This is a genomic window from Collinsella aerofaciens, from assembly GCF_001404695.1.
Taxonomy (GTDB): domain Bacteria; phylum Actinomycetota; class Coriobacteriia; order Coriobacteriales; family Coriobacteriaceae; genus Collinsella; species Collinsella aerofaciens_E.
In genome coordinates, this window is record NZ_CZAQ01000042.1 from 1 (window position 1) to 16,727 (window position 16,727).

A 16,727-nucleotide genomic window follows, 5' to 3' on the forward strand; every position below is an offset into this window, starting at 1 on the left:
CATTCGTCACCTTCATTACTCCAACGACGAATTCTAGGCGGTGTCCCTGTCCTTTCAAGAAAGGCCAGAGGCGGGGCATGCCCCGCCTCTTACACCACATCTCTGTGCGCTACCCCGCATGCGGCCCGTTGGGAAAGTTCATCCCGCTCTGAGGGCTCGTTCCGGGATGCAATTTCCGTTTGAGGCCCGATCTGGAAACGGCATCCCACTCTGAGGCCGAAATCTGGGATGTAGCTTCCGCTTGAAGGGCGATCCGGAAAGCACGTCCCATTCCGAGTGGCAATTCCGGGTCACAGTTTCCGCAGATACAAGGCGACAGTCCGCCGCCCTTATCACATGCCTTCAAATATGCGATCCAGAAACACAAAACAGCAGATAGAATGCTCTTTTTCAAAAAGTACACGTCCCGAAACTTACCAAGACTTCATATCCAGCTACCGTTCACGGTCGCCGATCACCGCCCACCGATTCAAACAAGAAATATGTCGCCAAAAGCAGGTCATCTACCTGCATGGTTAGATTTTGGTCAGCTTTTGGTCAGCTGAGCGGCAAGTTCCAGCTGATACGTTTTTGCTACCCAAAAGGAGGCGGTAGCTCATGACCCATTGCAATAACCAGCTCATCGACCAACTGCTCACTCAAGCCGAACAAGAGGGGCGCTGTCTGATTCCCCCGAGCACGGCGATCCGAAAAGCGCTCCTTCGGCGCACCGGCGGCACGGTTGTCTCGCCCATGCCGGGGTTGTTTGCGCGAAAAACGCGCTGGGATGAACTCAACCGAGCGCAACGCCATTGCGAAATCCTCCGCGCCCTTGCGATCATCCACCCCGATTGGACGTTCTGCTCGTTTTCGGCCGCCTGTCTGCTGGGGCTCGAGGTCTCGTGGCGACACCTGAATGTCGTGCATGTCTGCAGCTCGACAAAGCCGTCGGCTCGCCCGGGCGCACATATTCAGCGGCACCAGATTGAGCCGGCCGGAGCAATACTCAGAGCCGGCATATCGGTAACGCCGCCCATCCAAACGGTTACAGATTGCCTGTTGCAGACCGGTTTTGCCGACGGTATGCCCATTGCCGATTCGGCGATCTCAAAGCTCGGCCTTGTGCGGGAACAGCTGATGGAGGCCGTCGAGCAACGAGCGACCGCCCGCAATGGTCGCACGATTCGCACCGCCCTCACGACACTTCGATATGCCGACGCCCGCGCCGAAAGCGGTGGGGAATCGGTCGCCCGAGCCATCATGATCGAGACGGGCTTTGCGCCCGATTGGCTTCAATACGAGCTGACGGACCCCTTCGATTCGGCCAAGCCCATACGAACGGACTTTGCCTGGGAGCGCCAGGCGCGAGAACTCACGCTGGGCGAGCTCGACGGGTTCGTCAAATATACCGACCAGGCCATGCTTGCGGGACGCACTACGGCCGAGACGCTCGTTGCCGAACGCCAGCGCGAGGCGCACCTATCGCTCTACGGTCACCCTCTGTTGCGCTTTACCATGAATGAGGTCCGCTCGGCAGGAATGCTCGCCAAAAAGCTGCAGACAGCAGGCATCCGACAGACCGCTCTACCGACATGGCTCAACGAGGTGGACCTGTAGGAGCTGCTAGGCCACGCATCGCCGGATCGCATCCCCCCTATCTGGGCCGCGTTTTCCCAACGGCCACGCCAACGGAAAGCGCGTCCCAGCCTGGACACTCAAAACGGGATGCACTTTTCGGATGGCGGACCTGGCGGAAAGCGTGTCCCGGAATCCCGTCTCAGAGCTGGACAGGCTTTCCGGTTGAGTCCTTCAGCGGAAACCGTATCCCGGAATAAACACTCAAACTGGGATGCGCTTTCCAAACGACCGGCCAGCGGAAAACGCATCCCATTCTGAGGCATGATTCCGGGACACAGCTTCCGGTTGAGGGCCAATCCGGAAAGCGCATCTCACTCCGGGGCTGGATTCCGGGACGTAGTTTCCGCCGAGGGCCCAAAAAGGAAAGCACATCCCTTTCTGAGTGCCAATTCTGGGTTGTAATTTCCGCCGAGGGCTCCAAAGGGAAAGCGCATCCCATTCTGAGCGCCAAATCCGGGACGCAGCTTCCGTATGCGGAGGCGCTCCAAACAAAAGGCCCCGGCTCACGATGGAGCTGGGGCCAAAGGCGCAGCTTATACAGTTGATGGCAAGCGCAGACGGCAGTCAGCGATGGCCGTCCGCGCTCTACCCTACCCGCGGTGACGAGCGCGGCTGTACGGCGTATCCACCATGGGCAGATTTGGACGCAGCTTGCCGTCAAACGCGCGGTAGGCATTCTGCACGGCGGGCGCCGTGGGGATCGTTGCGATCTCGCCGATGCCCTTGCCGCCGTATGCCACGGGCAGCAGTTCGTCCTTCTCCACGTAGATGGCGTGGATATCCGGAATCTCGGGCGCACGGAACAGCCCGAGCGTGCCGTACCTTGCCTGGGGTACGCAGTCCTTAAGCGGCCAGTCCTCGGTGAGCGCATAGCCCATACCCATGAGCACGCCGCCTTCAATCTGACCTTGGATCGAGATGGGGTTGACCACCTTGCCGGAATCGTGCGCGGCATAGACCTCGCTCACGCGGCCGTCATCGTCCAGAATGACCACGTGCGTGGCAAAGCCGTAGCAGATGTGGCTCTTGGGATTGGGGACGTCGGCGCCCAGTTTGTCGGTCGGCTCCAGATACACGTAGCCAAACTCGCATCCCTCGAGCGCCTTGATGGCGGTCGCGGGATCCTGAGGATGCATACCCTGGCCAGCGACGAGCTCCTGCGTGCGCAGTTGATAGGCACGACCGTCGTCGTACTCGATCTTGACGCCGTCGCCATGCGCACTCACGGGAGTGTCGGGTGCAGGCTTGCCGGCCTCGATGCCAAGCATGGCATCGCGCAGCAGGAAGGCGGCACCGCGCACGGCCTCGCCGGTCACGACCGTCTGACGCGAGCCAGACGTGGTACCGGAGTCGGGAGCGTTCTCGGTGGAGCACTCGCCATTGGCAATGCAGCGAAGCGGCAGACCGCAGGCCTCGGCAACATCCTGCAAAAAGACGGTGTTGCAGCCCTGGCCGATGTCGGACGTGGCGGCATAGACCACGGCGCGGCCATCCTCGATGCGAATCTTGCAGCGGCCGGCATCGGGCAGGCCCACTCCCACGCCGGCGTTCTTCATGGCGCAGGCAATGCCGGCGTGGCCGGGATGCGCATAGTAGGCATCCTTGACCTCGAGCAGCGTCTCCTTAAGCGCCGTGGAGCAATCGGCAATCTGGCCGTTGGGCAAAACCTCGCCCGGCTCGATGGCGTTACGGTAACGAATCTCCCACGGGTCCAGGCCGACCTTCTCTGCCAGCAGGTCGATCAGGCTCTCGAGCGCAAACTCGGACTGGCAAACGCCAAAGCCGCGGTACGCGCCGGCGGGCGGGTTGTTGGTGTAGTAGCCAAAGCCGCGGATGTCGGTGTTCTGGTACTTGTAGGGACCGACGGCATGCGTGCAGGCGCGCTCGAGCACCGGGCCGCACAGCGATGCGTAGGCGCCGGTATCGAAGTTAATCTCGCAGTCCAGGCCGGTAAAGTTGCCCTCGGCGTCGCAACCCAGCGTAAAGGTGCCGTCCATGGCGTGGCGCTTGGGATGGAAAGCGAGCGACTCGGCACGCGTGAGCTTGCACTTCACAGGACGCTGGAACTTATATGCGGCGAGCGCGGCCAGGTGCTGGATGGACACGTCCTCCTTGCCGCCAAAGCCACCGCCCACGAGCATGGTCTCGACGACCACGCGCTCGGGCTCGTTGTCCCAGCCAAACATGTGGGCACACTCTTTGCGCGTGTCGTAGGCACCTTGGTCGGTCGACTGCACCTTGACGCCGTTCTTGTACGGGAAGGCGACGGCGCACTCGGGCTCCAAGAAGGCATGCTCGGTAAAAGGCGTGGTAAAGCGCTGCGTCACGGTAAACGCGCTCTCCGCCAGCGCCTTGGCGGCGTCGCCGCGCGTCACATGGCGGCTCTGGCACACGTTGTCCTTGAGCTCCACCGTGTTGCCAAAGGCAAAGAAGCTGTCGTGCAGGCGCGGCGCGTCGGCAGCCTTGGCCTCAGCGATGTTGCGCACGGGCTCCAGCGGCTCGTAATCGATCTTTACGAGCTTCTTGGCCTTCTCGAGCGTCGCCTCGTCCTCGGCGACCACCAGCACGATGGCATCGCCCACGCAGCGGGTAATATCGCCCGCCGCAATCATGACGTCCCAGTCCTGGATAAGGTGGCCGACCTGGTTGACCGGCACGTCCTCGGCGCGCAGAATGCCCACCACGCCGGGCAGGGCTTCGGCCTTGGAGGTATCGATGGAGAGCACGCGGGCGCGCGGATACTTGGAGCGCACGGCGCTGGCGTAGGTCAGGCCCGGCTGGTCGATCTCGTCGATGTCGTCGGGGTACTTGCCCTCGCCGAGCACCTTCTTGCGCACGTCGATACGGAAGGCGCGCTTGCCCACGCCGTAGTCGTCGCCACGCTCCAAGTCCTCGTCGATCTGCTTTTCGCCGCGGAGCACCGCAGCGGCCAGCGAGATGCCCTCGATAATCTTTTTGTAGCCGGTGCAACGGCAGACGTTGCCGCGAATGGCGTACTTGATCTGCTCCTCGGTGGGCTCGGGGTCCTCGGCGATGAGCGCTGCACCCGCCATGACCATACCGGGAATGCAAAAACCGCACTGCACGGCGCCCACGGCGCCAAAGGCGTACACAAAGGCCTCGCGCACGTCCTCGGGCAGACCCTCGACGGTCACGATGTTGCGACCGGCGGCAAGGGCTGTGGTCAGCACGCAGGCCTTGACGGCCGCACCGTCCACATGGATGGTGCAGGTACCGCACGCGCCCTCAGAGCAGCCGTCCTTGGCGGAGTGGATGTGCAGGTCGTCGCGCAGGTAGCGCAGCAACGGTTTGTTTTGGGTCGTCGTGCGCTCGACGCCGTTAACGGTAAAAGTGAATTCCTGTGCCATGGTGATTCCCTTCTACACGCCGGCGGCGATGCCGGTGCGGTCGTGGATGGCGCCATGCGGGCAGACGACGGCGCACATACCGCACGACAGGCAATCCGCGCCATCGATATGGGCGCAGTTGTCCTCGATGCGGATAGCGCCGGCGGGGCACTTTTTGGCGCACATGCCGCAACCGATGCAGCTCGTGTCGCAGATCTTGCGGGCAATGGCGCCCTTATCGGTGTTGTTGCAGCGCACCAGGATGTTCTGATAGCCGGGAACGAAGGCAATCACGCGCTGCGGGCACGCCATGCCGCACAGGCCACAGCCCGTGCACTTGGAGCGATCCACGCGGGCAATGCCATCGACCAGCGCAATGGCGCCGTGGGGGCAGGCCGTGACGCAGGCGCCACAGCCAATGCAGCCTTCGCTGCAGCGGGCGTCGCCGCCTGCGGAGGCACAACCGCTTCCGCAGGCAACGTAGGCCACGTTATGTTGAATGGATTTGGCCATAAGAGACTCGCCTATTTCTTAAGAAGGTACGAATAGTTATCGCGCACAGCCCTGATGGTCAGGCGGACGGCCTCGGGAAGACCGGTGTTGACGGCATCGACCGAGACGGTGCGGACCGTGCCGGCGACGCGGACCTTAAAGTGATCCTCGTCCACGGCCAGGAAGCCCTCGTTCTCGGAGTTCTCCATGTCCTCCTCGCTCCAGAACAGGGTGAGCTTGTCCTTGTAGGGACGACCCTCCTGGTAGGGGCAGAACACTGCGCAGTTGCCGCACTCGTTGCACATGCCATCGACGTGGACGACCTGATGCTTGGCCAGGCCCGGCACCTTAATGGCAACGTTGGCGCGGTTGGGGCACACGTCGCAGCAGACCTCGCACACCGAGCCGCAGCCCAGGCAGCGGGTCTTGGTGCAGTTGCGCTTGTCGCGGCACAGCGACCCCTTGCGCTCGTAGCAGGTGTCCTCGCGACCGGCCTGCTCGTTGCAGTCGGCGTACTTGTTAAAGTCCACGCCGGCGATGGCACGGGCGACCTCGGCGGCATCGGCGATAGCCTCGACCACGGTGGCAGGACCGCGACGGCAGTCACCTGCAGCCCAAACGCCCTCAACGCCGGTAGAGGTGGCGGCAAGGCGGCCGCGACGGTCGTGCTCAACGCCCGCGGCATCGTACAGGCTGGCATCGATGCCCTCGCCCACGGCGCAGATCACCGTGGTGGCAGGCAGCTCGACGGTCTCGCCCGTGGCGACGGGGCTGCGACGGCCGCTTGCATCCGGCTCGCCAAGCTCCATAACGTCGCAGGTCAGCACGGCGCCGTTGAGTGCCTTGGGCGCCAGCAGCTCGCAGAACTCAACGCCGTCGGCAAGAGCAAGATCAAGCTCTTCCTCGTCGGCGGGCATCTGCTTCTTGGTGCGGCGATACACCAGGCGCACGTTCTTCACGCCGGCCAGGCGCTTGGCCACGCGGGCGGCGTCCATAGCGGTGTTGCCGGCGCCAATAACCACGACGTCCTCGCCCAGCTCGAGCTTCTCGCCCTTCTTGGCGGCCTCCAGGAACTCCAGCACGTCGAGCTCGGCACCCTCGCCCAGACCGGCGGAACCGGGCATCCAGGCACCGGTGGCAACGACAACGTCGGTAAAGCCCTGGGCCTTGAGCTCGTCAATGGAATTCACGCGAGCGTTGAGCTGCACCTTGGCGCCAAAGGCCAGGCAAAGCTCGGCATCGTGGGAGATATCGTCGCTCGCAATGCGGAACTCGGGGATCACGTGACGGACCACGCCGCCGAGAGAGTCGCGGGCCTCAAAGATGGTGACGGGCACGCCGGCGCGCGTCAGGAAGAACGCCGTCGCCAGACCGGCCGGGCCGCCGCCGATAACGGCAACGTTGCGCTCGCTGTCGTTGGCGATGGCCTGGGCGCGCAGCTTGGGCAGCACGGCGGTCATGGCCTCGCGGGCGGCCTTGAGCTTGCTGGCGCGAATCTGGGCGCCCTCGGGCTCGTAAAATGCACGCTCGCAGGCACGGCCGCAGGGATGCGGGCAGATGGTGCCGGTAATGAACGGCAGGGCGTTGCGCTCGATGATAATGTTGAGTGCGTCCTCGTAGCGGCCCTCGTCAACAGCCGCCAGGTAGGCGGGAATATCCTGCTGGATGGGACAGCTCGTGCGGCACGGTGTGGTAAAGCAGTCGGAAAGCGGGCTCTTGCCGGCGACCTTGCGGTCGGGCAGCGGGCGCAGCGGCTTCTTGTAGAGCGGGTTGGTGAGCGAGTCGGTCTGGATCGCAGTCACGGCCTCGAGAGAGACACCCTCGAACGGCTTGCCATCCAGGTCGGCAAACTCGCCGGCCATCTGGCTAAAGCGCTCGTAGCCGCCGGGCTTGAGCACGTCGGTCGCCAGGGTAACGGGCCAAATACCGGCATCGTACAGAGCGCGGATGTTGTAGACCGTGGCACCGCCGGAGTAGCTGATGCGCAGTTTGCCGTCAAACTGCTCGGTAATACGGCGGGCGGCCTCGATGGTCAGCGAGAACAGCGAACGGCCCGACATGTACATCTCGGTGGAAGGCAGCTCGTTCCTCGTCACGTCGACGGGGAACGTGTTGGTCAGCTTGACGCCAAACTCCAGGCCGCGCTCGGCGCACAAAGCAATCAGGCGCTCGAACATGGGCACGGCGTCGACCCACTGCAGGTCCTCGCGGAAGTGCGTGTCATCGAAGACGATGTAGTCAAAGCCCAGCTCATTGAGGCGCTGGCGGGCAAACTCATAGCCCAGCAGCGTGGGGTTGCACTTGATGTAGGTGTTGAGGCCCTTCTCGGTAATCAGATAGGTCGCGATGCGCTCGATCTCCGCTGGCGGGCAGCCATGCAGCGTGGACTCGGTGATGGAGTTGGAGACGCGCGCCGGGATGGACTCGACAAACGCGGCGTCGACATGCTCAAACTTGTCCAGGTTAGCGAGCGCCCACGTGCGGCACTCGTTCCAAACCTCGGAGCCGCTGGCGTCCTTCATGCCCTCGATGTAGGCATCGACCTTGGGGCTCTTGATGCCCTCCAGGTCATAGCCCACGGACATGTTGAAGACAAAACCGTCCGGGCTGCCCAGGCCGTACTCGCGAGCGATCAGGTGGCAGGCAAACCATGCCTTCACGTACTCGGCAAAGGCCTGCGGAACCTCGAGCTCGGTCGACCATTCGCAGTTGTAGCACTCGTCCTGAGCCACGATGCAGGGCTTGTTGACGCACTTGGAAAGCTCCTCGCCGTCCATAACCTGGACGGTCTTGAGCTCAAAGAAGCGGGAACCGGCCACGTAGGATGCCACGATGTTCTGAGCCAGCTGCGTGTTGGGGCCGGCGGCCGGGCCAAACGGAGTCTCGATGCGCTCGTCAAATATGGGAAGCGCACCCTCCTGGTTGGCCGTGACCATCTTGCGAACGCCAAAAACAGCGCCCTGGGTCTTGTGCTCCTCGATGATCCAGTTCATCAGCTGCGAAAACGGGATCGGCCTCATGATGTCGCTCATAGTGAGCTCCTCTCTGTAACGCCCGGCGAGACCGCGCGGCGGGCGCAAATACGGTGTAGCGCTAGCACAGCGCCGGCGACCCCGCGGAGGCCGCCTATACGCGCGTCGGATGCGGCGAAACATCCGACGCGCGCGAATCTTCAATTGGAATTAGTACACGCGATCGTTGAGCGTGCTCCAGAGCTTCTTGGACTCGGCCATGGTCCACGCGTTGGTCTTGTCCTCATCAATGCCAACGAACTCGCGGTCCTTGTACAGGACGCGGCCGTTGATGATGGTGGTGCGGCAGTTTTTGCCCATCATGCCAAAGAGCATGTGGCCGTCGATGTTCTCCTCGCTCAGCGGCGTAAAGGGCTTGTAGTCCATAACGATGACGTCGGCGGCAGCGCCGGCCTCGAGCACACCGAGCTTGCGATCGAAGTACTTGCTGGCCATCTTGGCGTTGTTCTCGAACAGCATGGTCATGGCCTCGCACCAGCCCACGTTGGGCATGGCGGCGTTGTGGCGCTGAATGATCAGGAAGACCTTAAGGCTCTCGAGCATATCGTGGGTGTAGGCGTCGGTGCCCATGCACACGGGGATGCCGCGGCGGAAAAACTCGAGCACGGGGGCGCAGCCTACGGCGTTGCCCATATTGGATTCGGGGTTGTTGACGAGCCAGGTGCCGGACTCCTTGACGATATCCATCTCGGCGGGCGTCACGTGGATGCAGTGGCCGAGCATGGTGTCGGGACCCAGCAGGTCGTGCTGCAGCAGGCGCTCGACGGGGCTGATGCCGCCGCGGTTGAGGCGGGAATCCCACACGTCGTTCATGCCCTCGCACACATGGATGTGGAAGCCGGTCAGGCCGTTGTTGGCCTCGGCCATCTTATCCATGGTCTCGTCCGACAGCGTAAAGGTGGCGTGACCGCCAAACATGGCGGCGATCATGTGGTTGTCGTTATCGCGACGCTCCTTGGCGGCCCACTGGGCAAACTCGGCGTTCTCGGCAATGGCCTGGTCGCATTTTTCCTGGCCGCGGCGATCAGAGACCTCGTAGCACAGGCACGAACGCATGCCCAGCTCCTGAGCTGCATCCTTAATGGTAAAGAGGCTTCCCGGGATCTCGCAGAAGCTCGCATGGTGATCGAAGATCGTGGTGACGCCATCGCGGATGGAGTCAAGAATCGTGGCATAGGCGCTGGCCTTGGTGCCGTCGAGCGTCAGGTTGTCGTCGATCTTCCACCACTGCTGCTCAAGATTCTCCAGGAAGTTGGTGGGGTTGCAGCCCTTAATGGCAAGGCCGCGGGCCAGACCCGAGTAGATATGGGTGTGGCAATTGATGAGTCCAGGCATGATGAGGTTGCCCCGGGCGTCGACGTACTCGGCATTCGGGTACTTGGACTTGAGCTCGCACTCGGGGCCCACTTCGACGATCGTATCTCCGTCAATGGCGACCGCACCGTTTGGAATGAACGGGGTCTGAGAATTGCGGGTAAAGACGGAACCGTTAGCGACCAGAAGCATGAGTGCTCCCTTCAACATCAGGGGCGGGGTTTGACACCTCTGACATAGCGGAAGTGCGAAGCGCCGGCCTACACCGGAAACGGGCCCTCTCCCGTCAACGCTTCACCAAAGGGACAAACCCTTTGAAGTGCGGCTTGGCGCCGCATGACGTCGGCGGACGAGGCGATGCGTCCGCCGACGAATAGCACCGAAATTGGTTACTTCTTGCTCTCGGGCAAGACCAGATCCACGGCAGCGTCCTTGGCAGCATCGATGTGCTGAGCCACGACCGGCGTCTGCGGAAGGATCAGGTTAAGGACAATGGCCATGATGGCGGTGGGGGTTACGGCATTGGAGCCGATGACGGTGGACACCCAGGCGGGCATACCCTCGCCGGCGAGGCAGCCGCTGGCCATCCAGATACCCAGGCCAAAGACGACGGAGGTACCGACGATGGTGGTAGTGCGCTGCGTAAGGCCCTCGCGGGTGAACATGCGCACGCCGTTCATGGTGATGGTGCCAAAGACACCGACGGTCGCGCCGCCGATGACGGGCTGCGGGATAGCGGAAAGGACGGCAGAGAGCTGCGGGAACAGGCCGGCGATGGCAAAGACGGCCGCGATGATCACAAAGACCCACTTGTTGACGACCTTGTTGGAGCAGATGATGCCCACGTTCTGGCCAAGGGCGCTGGTGGGAAGACCGCCCAGCAGGCCGCCGACCATAGAGGTGAGGCCCTGAGACACGATAGCGCCAGAGAGCTCGCGCTCGGTGGGCATACGGTCGATGGAGCCCAGGCAGGCGGCGGAGACGTCACCGATAACCTGGATGGCAACCATGGGGAACACAACGGCGAGGGTAATGCAGACCTCGGGATCAAACTCGAGCGCGTAGGGCATGAGCTTGGGAAGGGCGAAGACCTGAGCGGTGGCGACGCTGGAGAAGTCGATCATGCCAAAGGGGATCGAAACGATCATGCCAACGATCATGCCAAAGAACACGGATCCCAGCTTGAGCGTGCCCTTGCCAAAGTTGGCGAGCGCAAAGACCACAGCGAAGGTGATAAGAGCGACGCACCAGGCCTGCGGGGTGCCCCACAGCGGCGTACCCATACCACCGGCCATATACTTGACGGCCGTGGGATACAGCGAAACGCCGATGGAGAAGATGACCGTACCGGTCACGACGGGCGGGAACAGCCACTTAATCTTGCTGTAGGCCAGACCAAAGAGGACCGCGACAGCACCGCCGACAATCTCGCCGCCCAGCAGCGCACCAAAGCTAAAGCCCGAGGCACCCATGGCCTGCAGGGCTGGCAGGAACGCGAACGAAACGCCCATGACGATGGGCAGGCCGCCGCCGATGCGGCGGAAGGGAGCAAAGGCCTGAAGGGCCGTATCGATTGCCGAAAGAATGAGCGCGACCTGAATGATGTCGGTGCTCTGCTGGCTATTAAAGCCGTAGACGCCGGCCATGATGACCGCCGGGGTAATGATGCCGGCAAACGATGCCAGCACGTGCTGAAGGGCACACGGGATCATTTCCTTAACGGGCGGCATGCCCTCGCGAGTAAACAGGGCTTCAGTGCCGTTTGTAACCGTCTCCTGGGCCATTTGACCACCAATCCTCGAAATAGTTGTTTTCGCATCTAACGCTCTATTGTGACGCAGTGCGGGGTTGAGGTTGTGCCTTCGTTGCATATCGTATTAAAGATGATTCTCATTCTCAATAATAATTTTTTGTTATCAGACTATTTTTCAGCTGATACACAGTGTTTCCGCAGGTCAGAAAAGTGTCTGGTCAAAATATCATCTAACTTTTCTTTTGGTCGACCGTTTACCGCCAAATTCCTACCGCTCGTCTGTATTACGCAATGTACCTGCGGACATACGAGATGGTGGGCAGCGTGTTACCATGAGAAAAAATTGTTATGAACATTTCCGATTTCACCCAAAGGAGTTGCCCGTGAACGAGACCGTACGTCGCTTTTTGCCGATGGTCGATTTCCTTGAACAGGTGCTCGGCAAAAACAGCGAAATCGTGCTGCATGATTTCTCGGATCCCGACCATGCCATTGTCGATATTCGCAACGGTATCGTGAGCGGGCGCAAGATTGGCGGACCCGCTACCGATCTGGCACTCAAGATCATGCACGATGGTAAATATCGCGATCTGCCGTTCATTACGGGCTACGAAGGCCGCGGCGCCGGCGGCAAGACGCTGGAATCCGCAACGTACTTCATTCGCGAGGATGACGAGATCGTCGGCATGCTGTGCGTCAACACCGATCTTTCGGCCGTGCGCAACATCAACGCCATGGCCCAGCAGCTTTTGGCCTGCTTCGACGCCGCGCCGGTCCGCGCGGAGCCCTCCCCCATCGAGGTCGAAAGCCTTTCGGAGTCCACACAGGAACTCATCGACCGCAGTATTTCCGAGTTGCTCGAAAGCCGCGGGCAGGATGTCGCCTCGCTTGGGCAGGCCGATCGCGTGGACGTGATTCGCCACCTTAACGGCAACGGCGTATTTATGCTCAAGGGCGCTGTTGCTTGCGCCGCCACCGCGCTGGGCATCTCGGAGCCCAGCGTCTACCGCTACCTGCAAAAAGTCCGCAAGGAAGGCTAAACGTGATCCCTTGGGGACGGAGGGAAACGGATCATTTTTGTCGCATCGCTTGACAAAAGACCCTGCAGCTCGCACGCGCTGCAGGGTCTTTTTTGCATGTCATGTTTAGTTGTTGCCGGCGCCTTAGAGAGCGGCGACGACCTCGATCTCGACCAGACCGCCAGCCGGAAGGGCGGCAACCTGGAAGGCGCTGCGCGCGGGGAACGGAGCCTCGAACTTGGAGGCGTAGATCTCGTTCACGGCGGCAAAGTCGGCGATGTCGGCCAGGTAGACCGTGGTTTTGACGACGTCGGCAAACGTAGCACCGGCGGAAGTCAGCAGGGCCTCAACGTTAGCGAGGGACTGCTTGGCCTGAGCCTCGACACCCTCGGGCAGCTTGCCGGTCGTGGGATCGATGCCCAGCTGGCCGGACAGGAACACCATGTTGCCGGTCTGGATACCGGGGGAATACGGGCCGATGGCTGCAGGCGCGTTATCGGAAGACACGACGGTCTTGCTCATGTTTTTCTCCTTACGATCAGTCGAGAGAGCGTGAGCGCGGCGTTCACACCGGGAGGCACAGTTCGGTCTGAACACCGCGCTTGATTGGGATAGTAGGGGATGATTTTGCACGATGCAAGATAATTATCAGATTGCGAGAATATTTTATCGCCCAACGGCACCTGTCGGCCGCTGAACGGCGCGACTGGGCGGTGAAGCTCAAAATGGTCCGTTTCCCTCCTTCCCCATTGGATCAGGTGACCCATAGGGGGCGGAGGGAAACGGATCATTTTTGCTGCAAGGGCTGCTGAAGACTTTATCCTGCTTGGGCCACAGGGCTCGCCCGCCGCAACAGCACCACTATACTTTTGAATATCTGAGCATTTTGAAAGGCAGGATATGACCGCAACCGCCAGTCGAACCACCAACCGCAGGCCCGAGCTCTTGGCCCCCGCCGGAGGCCCGGAGCCCTTTGCCGCCGCGCTCGCCGCCGGGGCAGACGCCATCTACTGCGGCATGGGCAGCTTCAACGCCCGCCGCAAGGCAACGAACTTTACCGACGAGGCCTTTGAGCAGGCCTGCCGTGCTGCACACCTGGCCGGCTCGCGCGTCTATGTCACGGTAAACATCGTCATCAAGGAATCCGAGATGAGCGATGCACTGCAGCTCATCCATCGCTGCTCCACGCTGGGCGCCGACGCCTTTATCATCCAGGACTGGGGCCTGTTCTTTGAGGTCAAGCGCACCATGCCCGGCATCGAGACGCACATCTCAACCCAGGCGAACATCCACGACGACCGCGGAACCCTTTGGTGTCGCGAGCAGGGCGCCGACCGCGTGACCCTCTCGCGCGAGCTCTCCATCGACGAGATCTCCGCCATCCACGACGCCGCTCCCGACGTTGACCTCGAGGTCTTTAGCCACGGTGCCATCTGCTTTTGCTACTCGGGCCTGTGCCTGCTCTCGAGCTTTGCCATGGCGGGACGCTCGGCCAACCGCGGCATGTGCGCCCAGCCCTGTCGCCTGCCTTACGAGCTGATCGACGAGAACGGCCGCTCGCTCTCCCCCGCCGGTCGCGAGCGCGCGCTGTGCCCGCGCGACACCAACACGTCGCAGCTTGTTCGCCGTCTGTATGACGCCGGCGCCGCATCACTCAAGCTCGAGGGCCGCATGAAGGCGCCCGATTACGTGTACTCCATCGTTGATGTGTATCGTCATCAGATTGATGACATGCTGGCCCATGTTTCAACCTCTAAGGACGAGGAAGCCGCCCGCCAGCGCCAGCTCAAGCGCTGCTTTAACCGTGACTTTACGCACGCCTACCAAGACGGCACCTCGGGTGACGAGATGATGAGCTACGAGCGCTCCAACAACCGCGGCCAGATCGTGGGCACGGTGCTCGGTAGCCGTCTGGCCAACCGCGATGTGCGCGGGCTCAAGCCCGACGACCGACGTCGCCGCGCTGCCATCGCCCGCATTGAGCTGTTTGAGCCCGTGGGAAAGGGCGACCTGCTGGAGCTTCGCCACGACGATGAGTTCGACCAGTTCCTGACCACCATCGCCGCCGATGATGCCGCCGCCGGCGACGTCATCGAGTGCCGCGTGCCCCGCAGCATGCCCGAGGGCTGCCGCGTCCGCGTGATTCGCAGTCAGCGTGCCATCGACGCCGCCGGCGCCGCGCTCAAGCGCGATGTGCTGCGCCGCCGAGCTGTTGATGTGTCCGTCGTGGCGCGCCTGGGCGAGCCGTTTACCGTCACACTCACCTGCTGTGACAACCCCGCGCTCACCGCCGCCGCAACTGGCTTTACCGTCGAGGCCGCCAAGACCCGTGCGGTCGAGGCGCCCGATCTGGTGGAGCACGTGGGCCGTATGGGCTCCTCGCCCTTTGAGGCTGCGAGCTTTGATGTGGCGCTCGATGAAGGCTGTGGCATGGGCTTTTCCGCCGTACATAAGGTGCGCGCCGCCGCTTGCAAGGCGCTGGAAGAGGCCATTCTGGCACCGTATGACGAGCGCGCCCGCACGCTCGAGCTGCCGGCGATTATCACCAGTGATTCCCGCCCCGCACCCGAGCACTACCGCGATGAGCCGCAGATTTGCGCCACCGTCACCTCGCTCGAGGCCGCCGAGGCAGCGCGCGCGGAAGGTGCAACGCGCATCTACATGACCACCGACGCGCTCGATGCGGCCGAGCTCTCCCCCGCCGATGCGCTTGAGCAGGGTATCGTACCCGTACTCGACGAGGTCTGCCGCGCCGTTGACCACGTACGCGTCGACCCGTGGATTCTTGCTGGAGCGACTGTCGCCGTCGGCAACATCTCCGAGCTTGCCCTGGCCGCCCAGGTTGGCGCCACGGCCGAGATTCGCTCTTGCCTGCCCGTGCACAACTCGCCTTGCATGGAGGCACTCGCCGAGCGCGGAGCCGGCGCGTTTTGGCTCTCGCCCGAGATCACGCTCGACGAGATTATCTCGCTTGGCACCTCCGCGCCCGCAGCCCTGGGCATCACCGTGTTCGGCCGCCCGCGTGTTATGACGAGCGAGCATTGCATTCTGCAGGTTGCCAACGGCTGCATCCACGATTGTGCCAACTGCCGCCTGCGTGCCCGCAAGCTCTCGCTCAAGAATATCGACGGAAAGGTCATGCCCGTCCGCACCGACATCCACGGCCGCTCTCGCCTGTACGACGCCTACCCCATCGACCTCACACCGCAGGTTCCACAGCTGCTCGACGCCGGCGTGCGCCGTCTTATGGTCGACGGAACCTTGCTCGAGGCCGATGAGATTGGCCGTGCCGTCGCCCGCGTCCGTCGCGCCGTCGAGGCCGCGCAGGCCGGCCGCAAGCCCGCCGCCCGCCTGCGCGTGGCGACCTCGGGCTGCATGTTTGTGGGAATCAGCTAACCGAAAGGCTTACACGTGAACGAAGAACCTCAAGTCCTCTACTGCGACGCCTGGCTCATGGCCATCGACAAGCCCGCCGGCATGATCGTCCACGGTGACGGCACCGGCGAGCGCACACTTACCGACTACGCCAGCGACCTGCTGCTGGCGATGGGCGACGGCTTTGCCGCGACCGACATGCAACCGCTCAATCGCCTGGACCGCAACACCACCGGCGTGGTGCTGTTCTCGCTCGACAAGCAGACGCAGCCCGCCTTTGACCAGATGGTCATCGACCACGCTTTCGAAAAGCACTATCTGGCGCTCGCCGAGGGCAAAATCGACTGGAACGAGAAGCTCATCGACAAGCCTATCGCCCGCGACCGCCACGATAGCCGCAAGATGCGCGTTGGCGCCAGCGGCAAGCCATCTCAGACGCGCGTCAAGGTACTCAAGCGCCTTAAAAGCCGCCGCGGCCTGCCCACGCGCTCGTATATTGATGTCGAGCTACTCACCGGCCGCAAACACCAGATCCGCGTGCATCTGGCGAGCGAGCACCATCCCCTGGTTGGCGACGACCTGTACGGCACGCCGCGTCCTTGTGGCCTCATGCTCCATGCCCACAGCGTGTCCTTCACGCATCCCATAACCGGCGAGCACATCCACATCGAAGCCCCCTGCCCCTGGGAGCCCTAAACCACCACAAAGGGGACAGTGAACTGCCTCCCATTTCTTGGACATCGGGAAATGGGAGGTTTTCCATGAGTATAGACCTCAG

Annotated in this window: 10 protein-coding genes; 4 read left to right on the top strand and 6 right to left on the bottom strand. The window is 62.3% G+C overall.

Annotated elements, in window-relative coordinates:
• Nucleotides 1-597 precede the first annotated feature (597 nt).
• A complete protein-coding gene (locus AQ996_RS08780; protein ID WP_055252514.1) occupies nt 598-1,596 on the top strand; it encodes a hypothetical protein in 999 nt (332 codons plus the stop codon).
• 611 nt (nt 1,597-2,207) lie between these two features.
• Here the strand turns inward: AQ996_RS08780 and xdh are convergent.
• The 5 genes from xdh to AQ996_RS08805 all read right to left on the bottom strand — a co-directional run bounded on the left by xdh (nt 2,208) and on the right by AQ996_RS08805 (nt 11,586).
• On the bottom strand, nt 2,208-4,985 hold the full coding sequence (gene xdh, locus AQ996_RS08785; protein ID WP_055252515.1) for a selenium-dependent xanthine dehydrogenase: 2,778 nt from the start codon (nt 4,983-4,985) through the stop codon (nt 2,208-2,210).
• A 12-nt stretch (nt 4,986-4,997) separates the two neighbouring features.
• Complete coding sequence (locus tag AQ996_RS08790) at nt 4,998-5,477, bottom strand: 4Fe-4S binding protein (RefSeq protein ID WP_055252516.1); 480 nt, start codon at nt 5,475-5,477, stop codon at nt 4,998-5,000.
• 11 nt (nt 5,478-5,488) lie between these two features.
• Entirely contained in the window at nt 5,489-8,488 is a 3,000-nt protein-coding gene (gene ygfK / locus AQ996_RS08795; protein WP_055252517.1) for a putative selenate reductase subunit YgfK, read from the bottom strand.
• 150 nt (nt 8,489-8,638) lie between these two features.
• Nucleotides 8,639-9,994: a putative aminohydrolase SsnA gene (ssnA, locus tag AQ996_RS08800; RefSeq protein ID WP_055252518.1), complete on the bottom strand. Its 1,356-nt coding sequence runs from the start codon at nt 9,992-9,994 to the stop codon at nt 8,639-8,641.
• Between the two features lie 197 nt (nt 9,995-10,191).
• Entirely contained in the window at nt 10,192-11,586 is a 1,395-nt protein-coding gene (locus AQ996_RS08805; protein WP_055252519.1) for a uracil-xanthine permease family protein, read from the bottom strand.
• Nucleotides 11,587-11,938: 352 nt separating this feature from the next.
• Between AQ996_RS08805 and AQ996_RS08810 the strand changes: the two genes are divergently transcribed.
• Nucleotides 11,939-12,595, top strand: a complete 657-nt coding sequence (locus tag AQ996_RS08810; RefSeq protein ID WP_253274630.1) for a helix-turn-helix transcriptional regulator — start codon at nt 11,939-11,941, stop codon at nt 12,593-12,595.
• Nucleotides 12,596-12,718: 123 nt separating this feature from the next.
• Here AQ996_RS08810 and AQ996_RS08815 read toward each other — a convergent pair whose 3' ends face one another.
• Nucleotides 12,719-13,096, bottom strand: coding sequence for a RidA family protein (locus AQ996_RS08815; RefSeq protein WP_055252520.1), 378 nt, complete (start codon nt 13,094-13,096; stop codon nt 12,719-12,721).
• A 378-nt stretch (nt 13,097-13,474) separates the two neighbouring features.
• On the opposite strand from AQ996_RS08815, the gene AQ996_RS08820 reads away from it, so the two are divergent.
• Together AQ996_RS08820 and AQ996_RS08825 are read left to right on the top strand one after the other, a co-directional pair.
• Nucleotides 13,475-15,970, top strand: coding sequence for a peptidase U32 family protein (locus AQ996_RS08820; protein WP_055252521.1), 2,496 nt, complete (start codon nt 13,475-13,477; stop codon nt 15,968-15,970).
• Between the two features lie 15 nt (nt 15,971-15,985).
• Entirely contained in the window at nt 15,986-16,645 is a 660-nt protein-coding gene (locus AQ996_RS08825) for an RluA family pseudouridine synthase (protein ID WP_253274631.1), read from the top strand.
• The last annotated feature ends 82 nt before the right edge of the window (nt 16,646-16,727 follow it).

Excerpts from the sequence above, each read along its gene's own strand:
- AQ996_RS08780 (WP_055252514.1), top strand. The coding sequence starts at position 598 with ATGACCCATTGCAATAACCAGCTCATCGACCAACTGCTCACTCAAGCC.
- xdh (WP_055252515.1), bottom strand. The coding sequence starts at position 4,985 with ATGGCACAGGAATTCACTTTTACCGTTAACGGCGTCGAGCGCACGACG.
- AQ996_RS08790 (WP_055252516.1), bottom strand. The coding sequence starts at position 5,477 with ATGGCCAAATCCATTCAACATAACGTGGCCTACGTTGCCTGCGGAAGC.
- ygfK (WP_055252517.1), bottom strand. The coding sequence starts at position 8,488 with ATGAGCGACATCATGAGGCCGATCCCGTTTTCGCAGCTGATGAACTGG.
- ssnA (WP_055252518.1), bottom strand. The coding sequence starts at position 9,994 with ATGCTTCTGGTCGCTAACGGTTCCGTCTTTACCCGCAATTCTCAGACC.
- AQ996_RS08805 (WP_055252519.1), bottom strand. The coding sequence starts at position 11,586 with ATGGCCCAGGAGACGGTTACAAACGGCACTGAAGCCCTGTTTACTCGC.
- AQ996_RS08815 (WP_055252520.1), bottom strand. The coding sequence starts at position 13,096 with ATGAGCAAGACCGTCGTGTCTTCCGATAACGCGCCTGCAGCCATCGGC.
- AQ996_RS08820 (WP_055252521.1), top strand. The coding sequence starts at position 13,475 with ATGACCGCAACCGCCAGTCGAACCACCAACCGCAGGCCCGAGCTCTTG.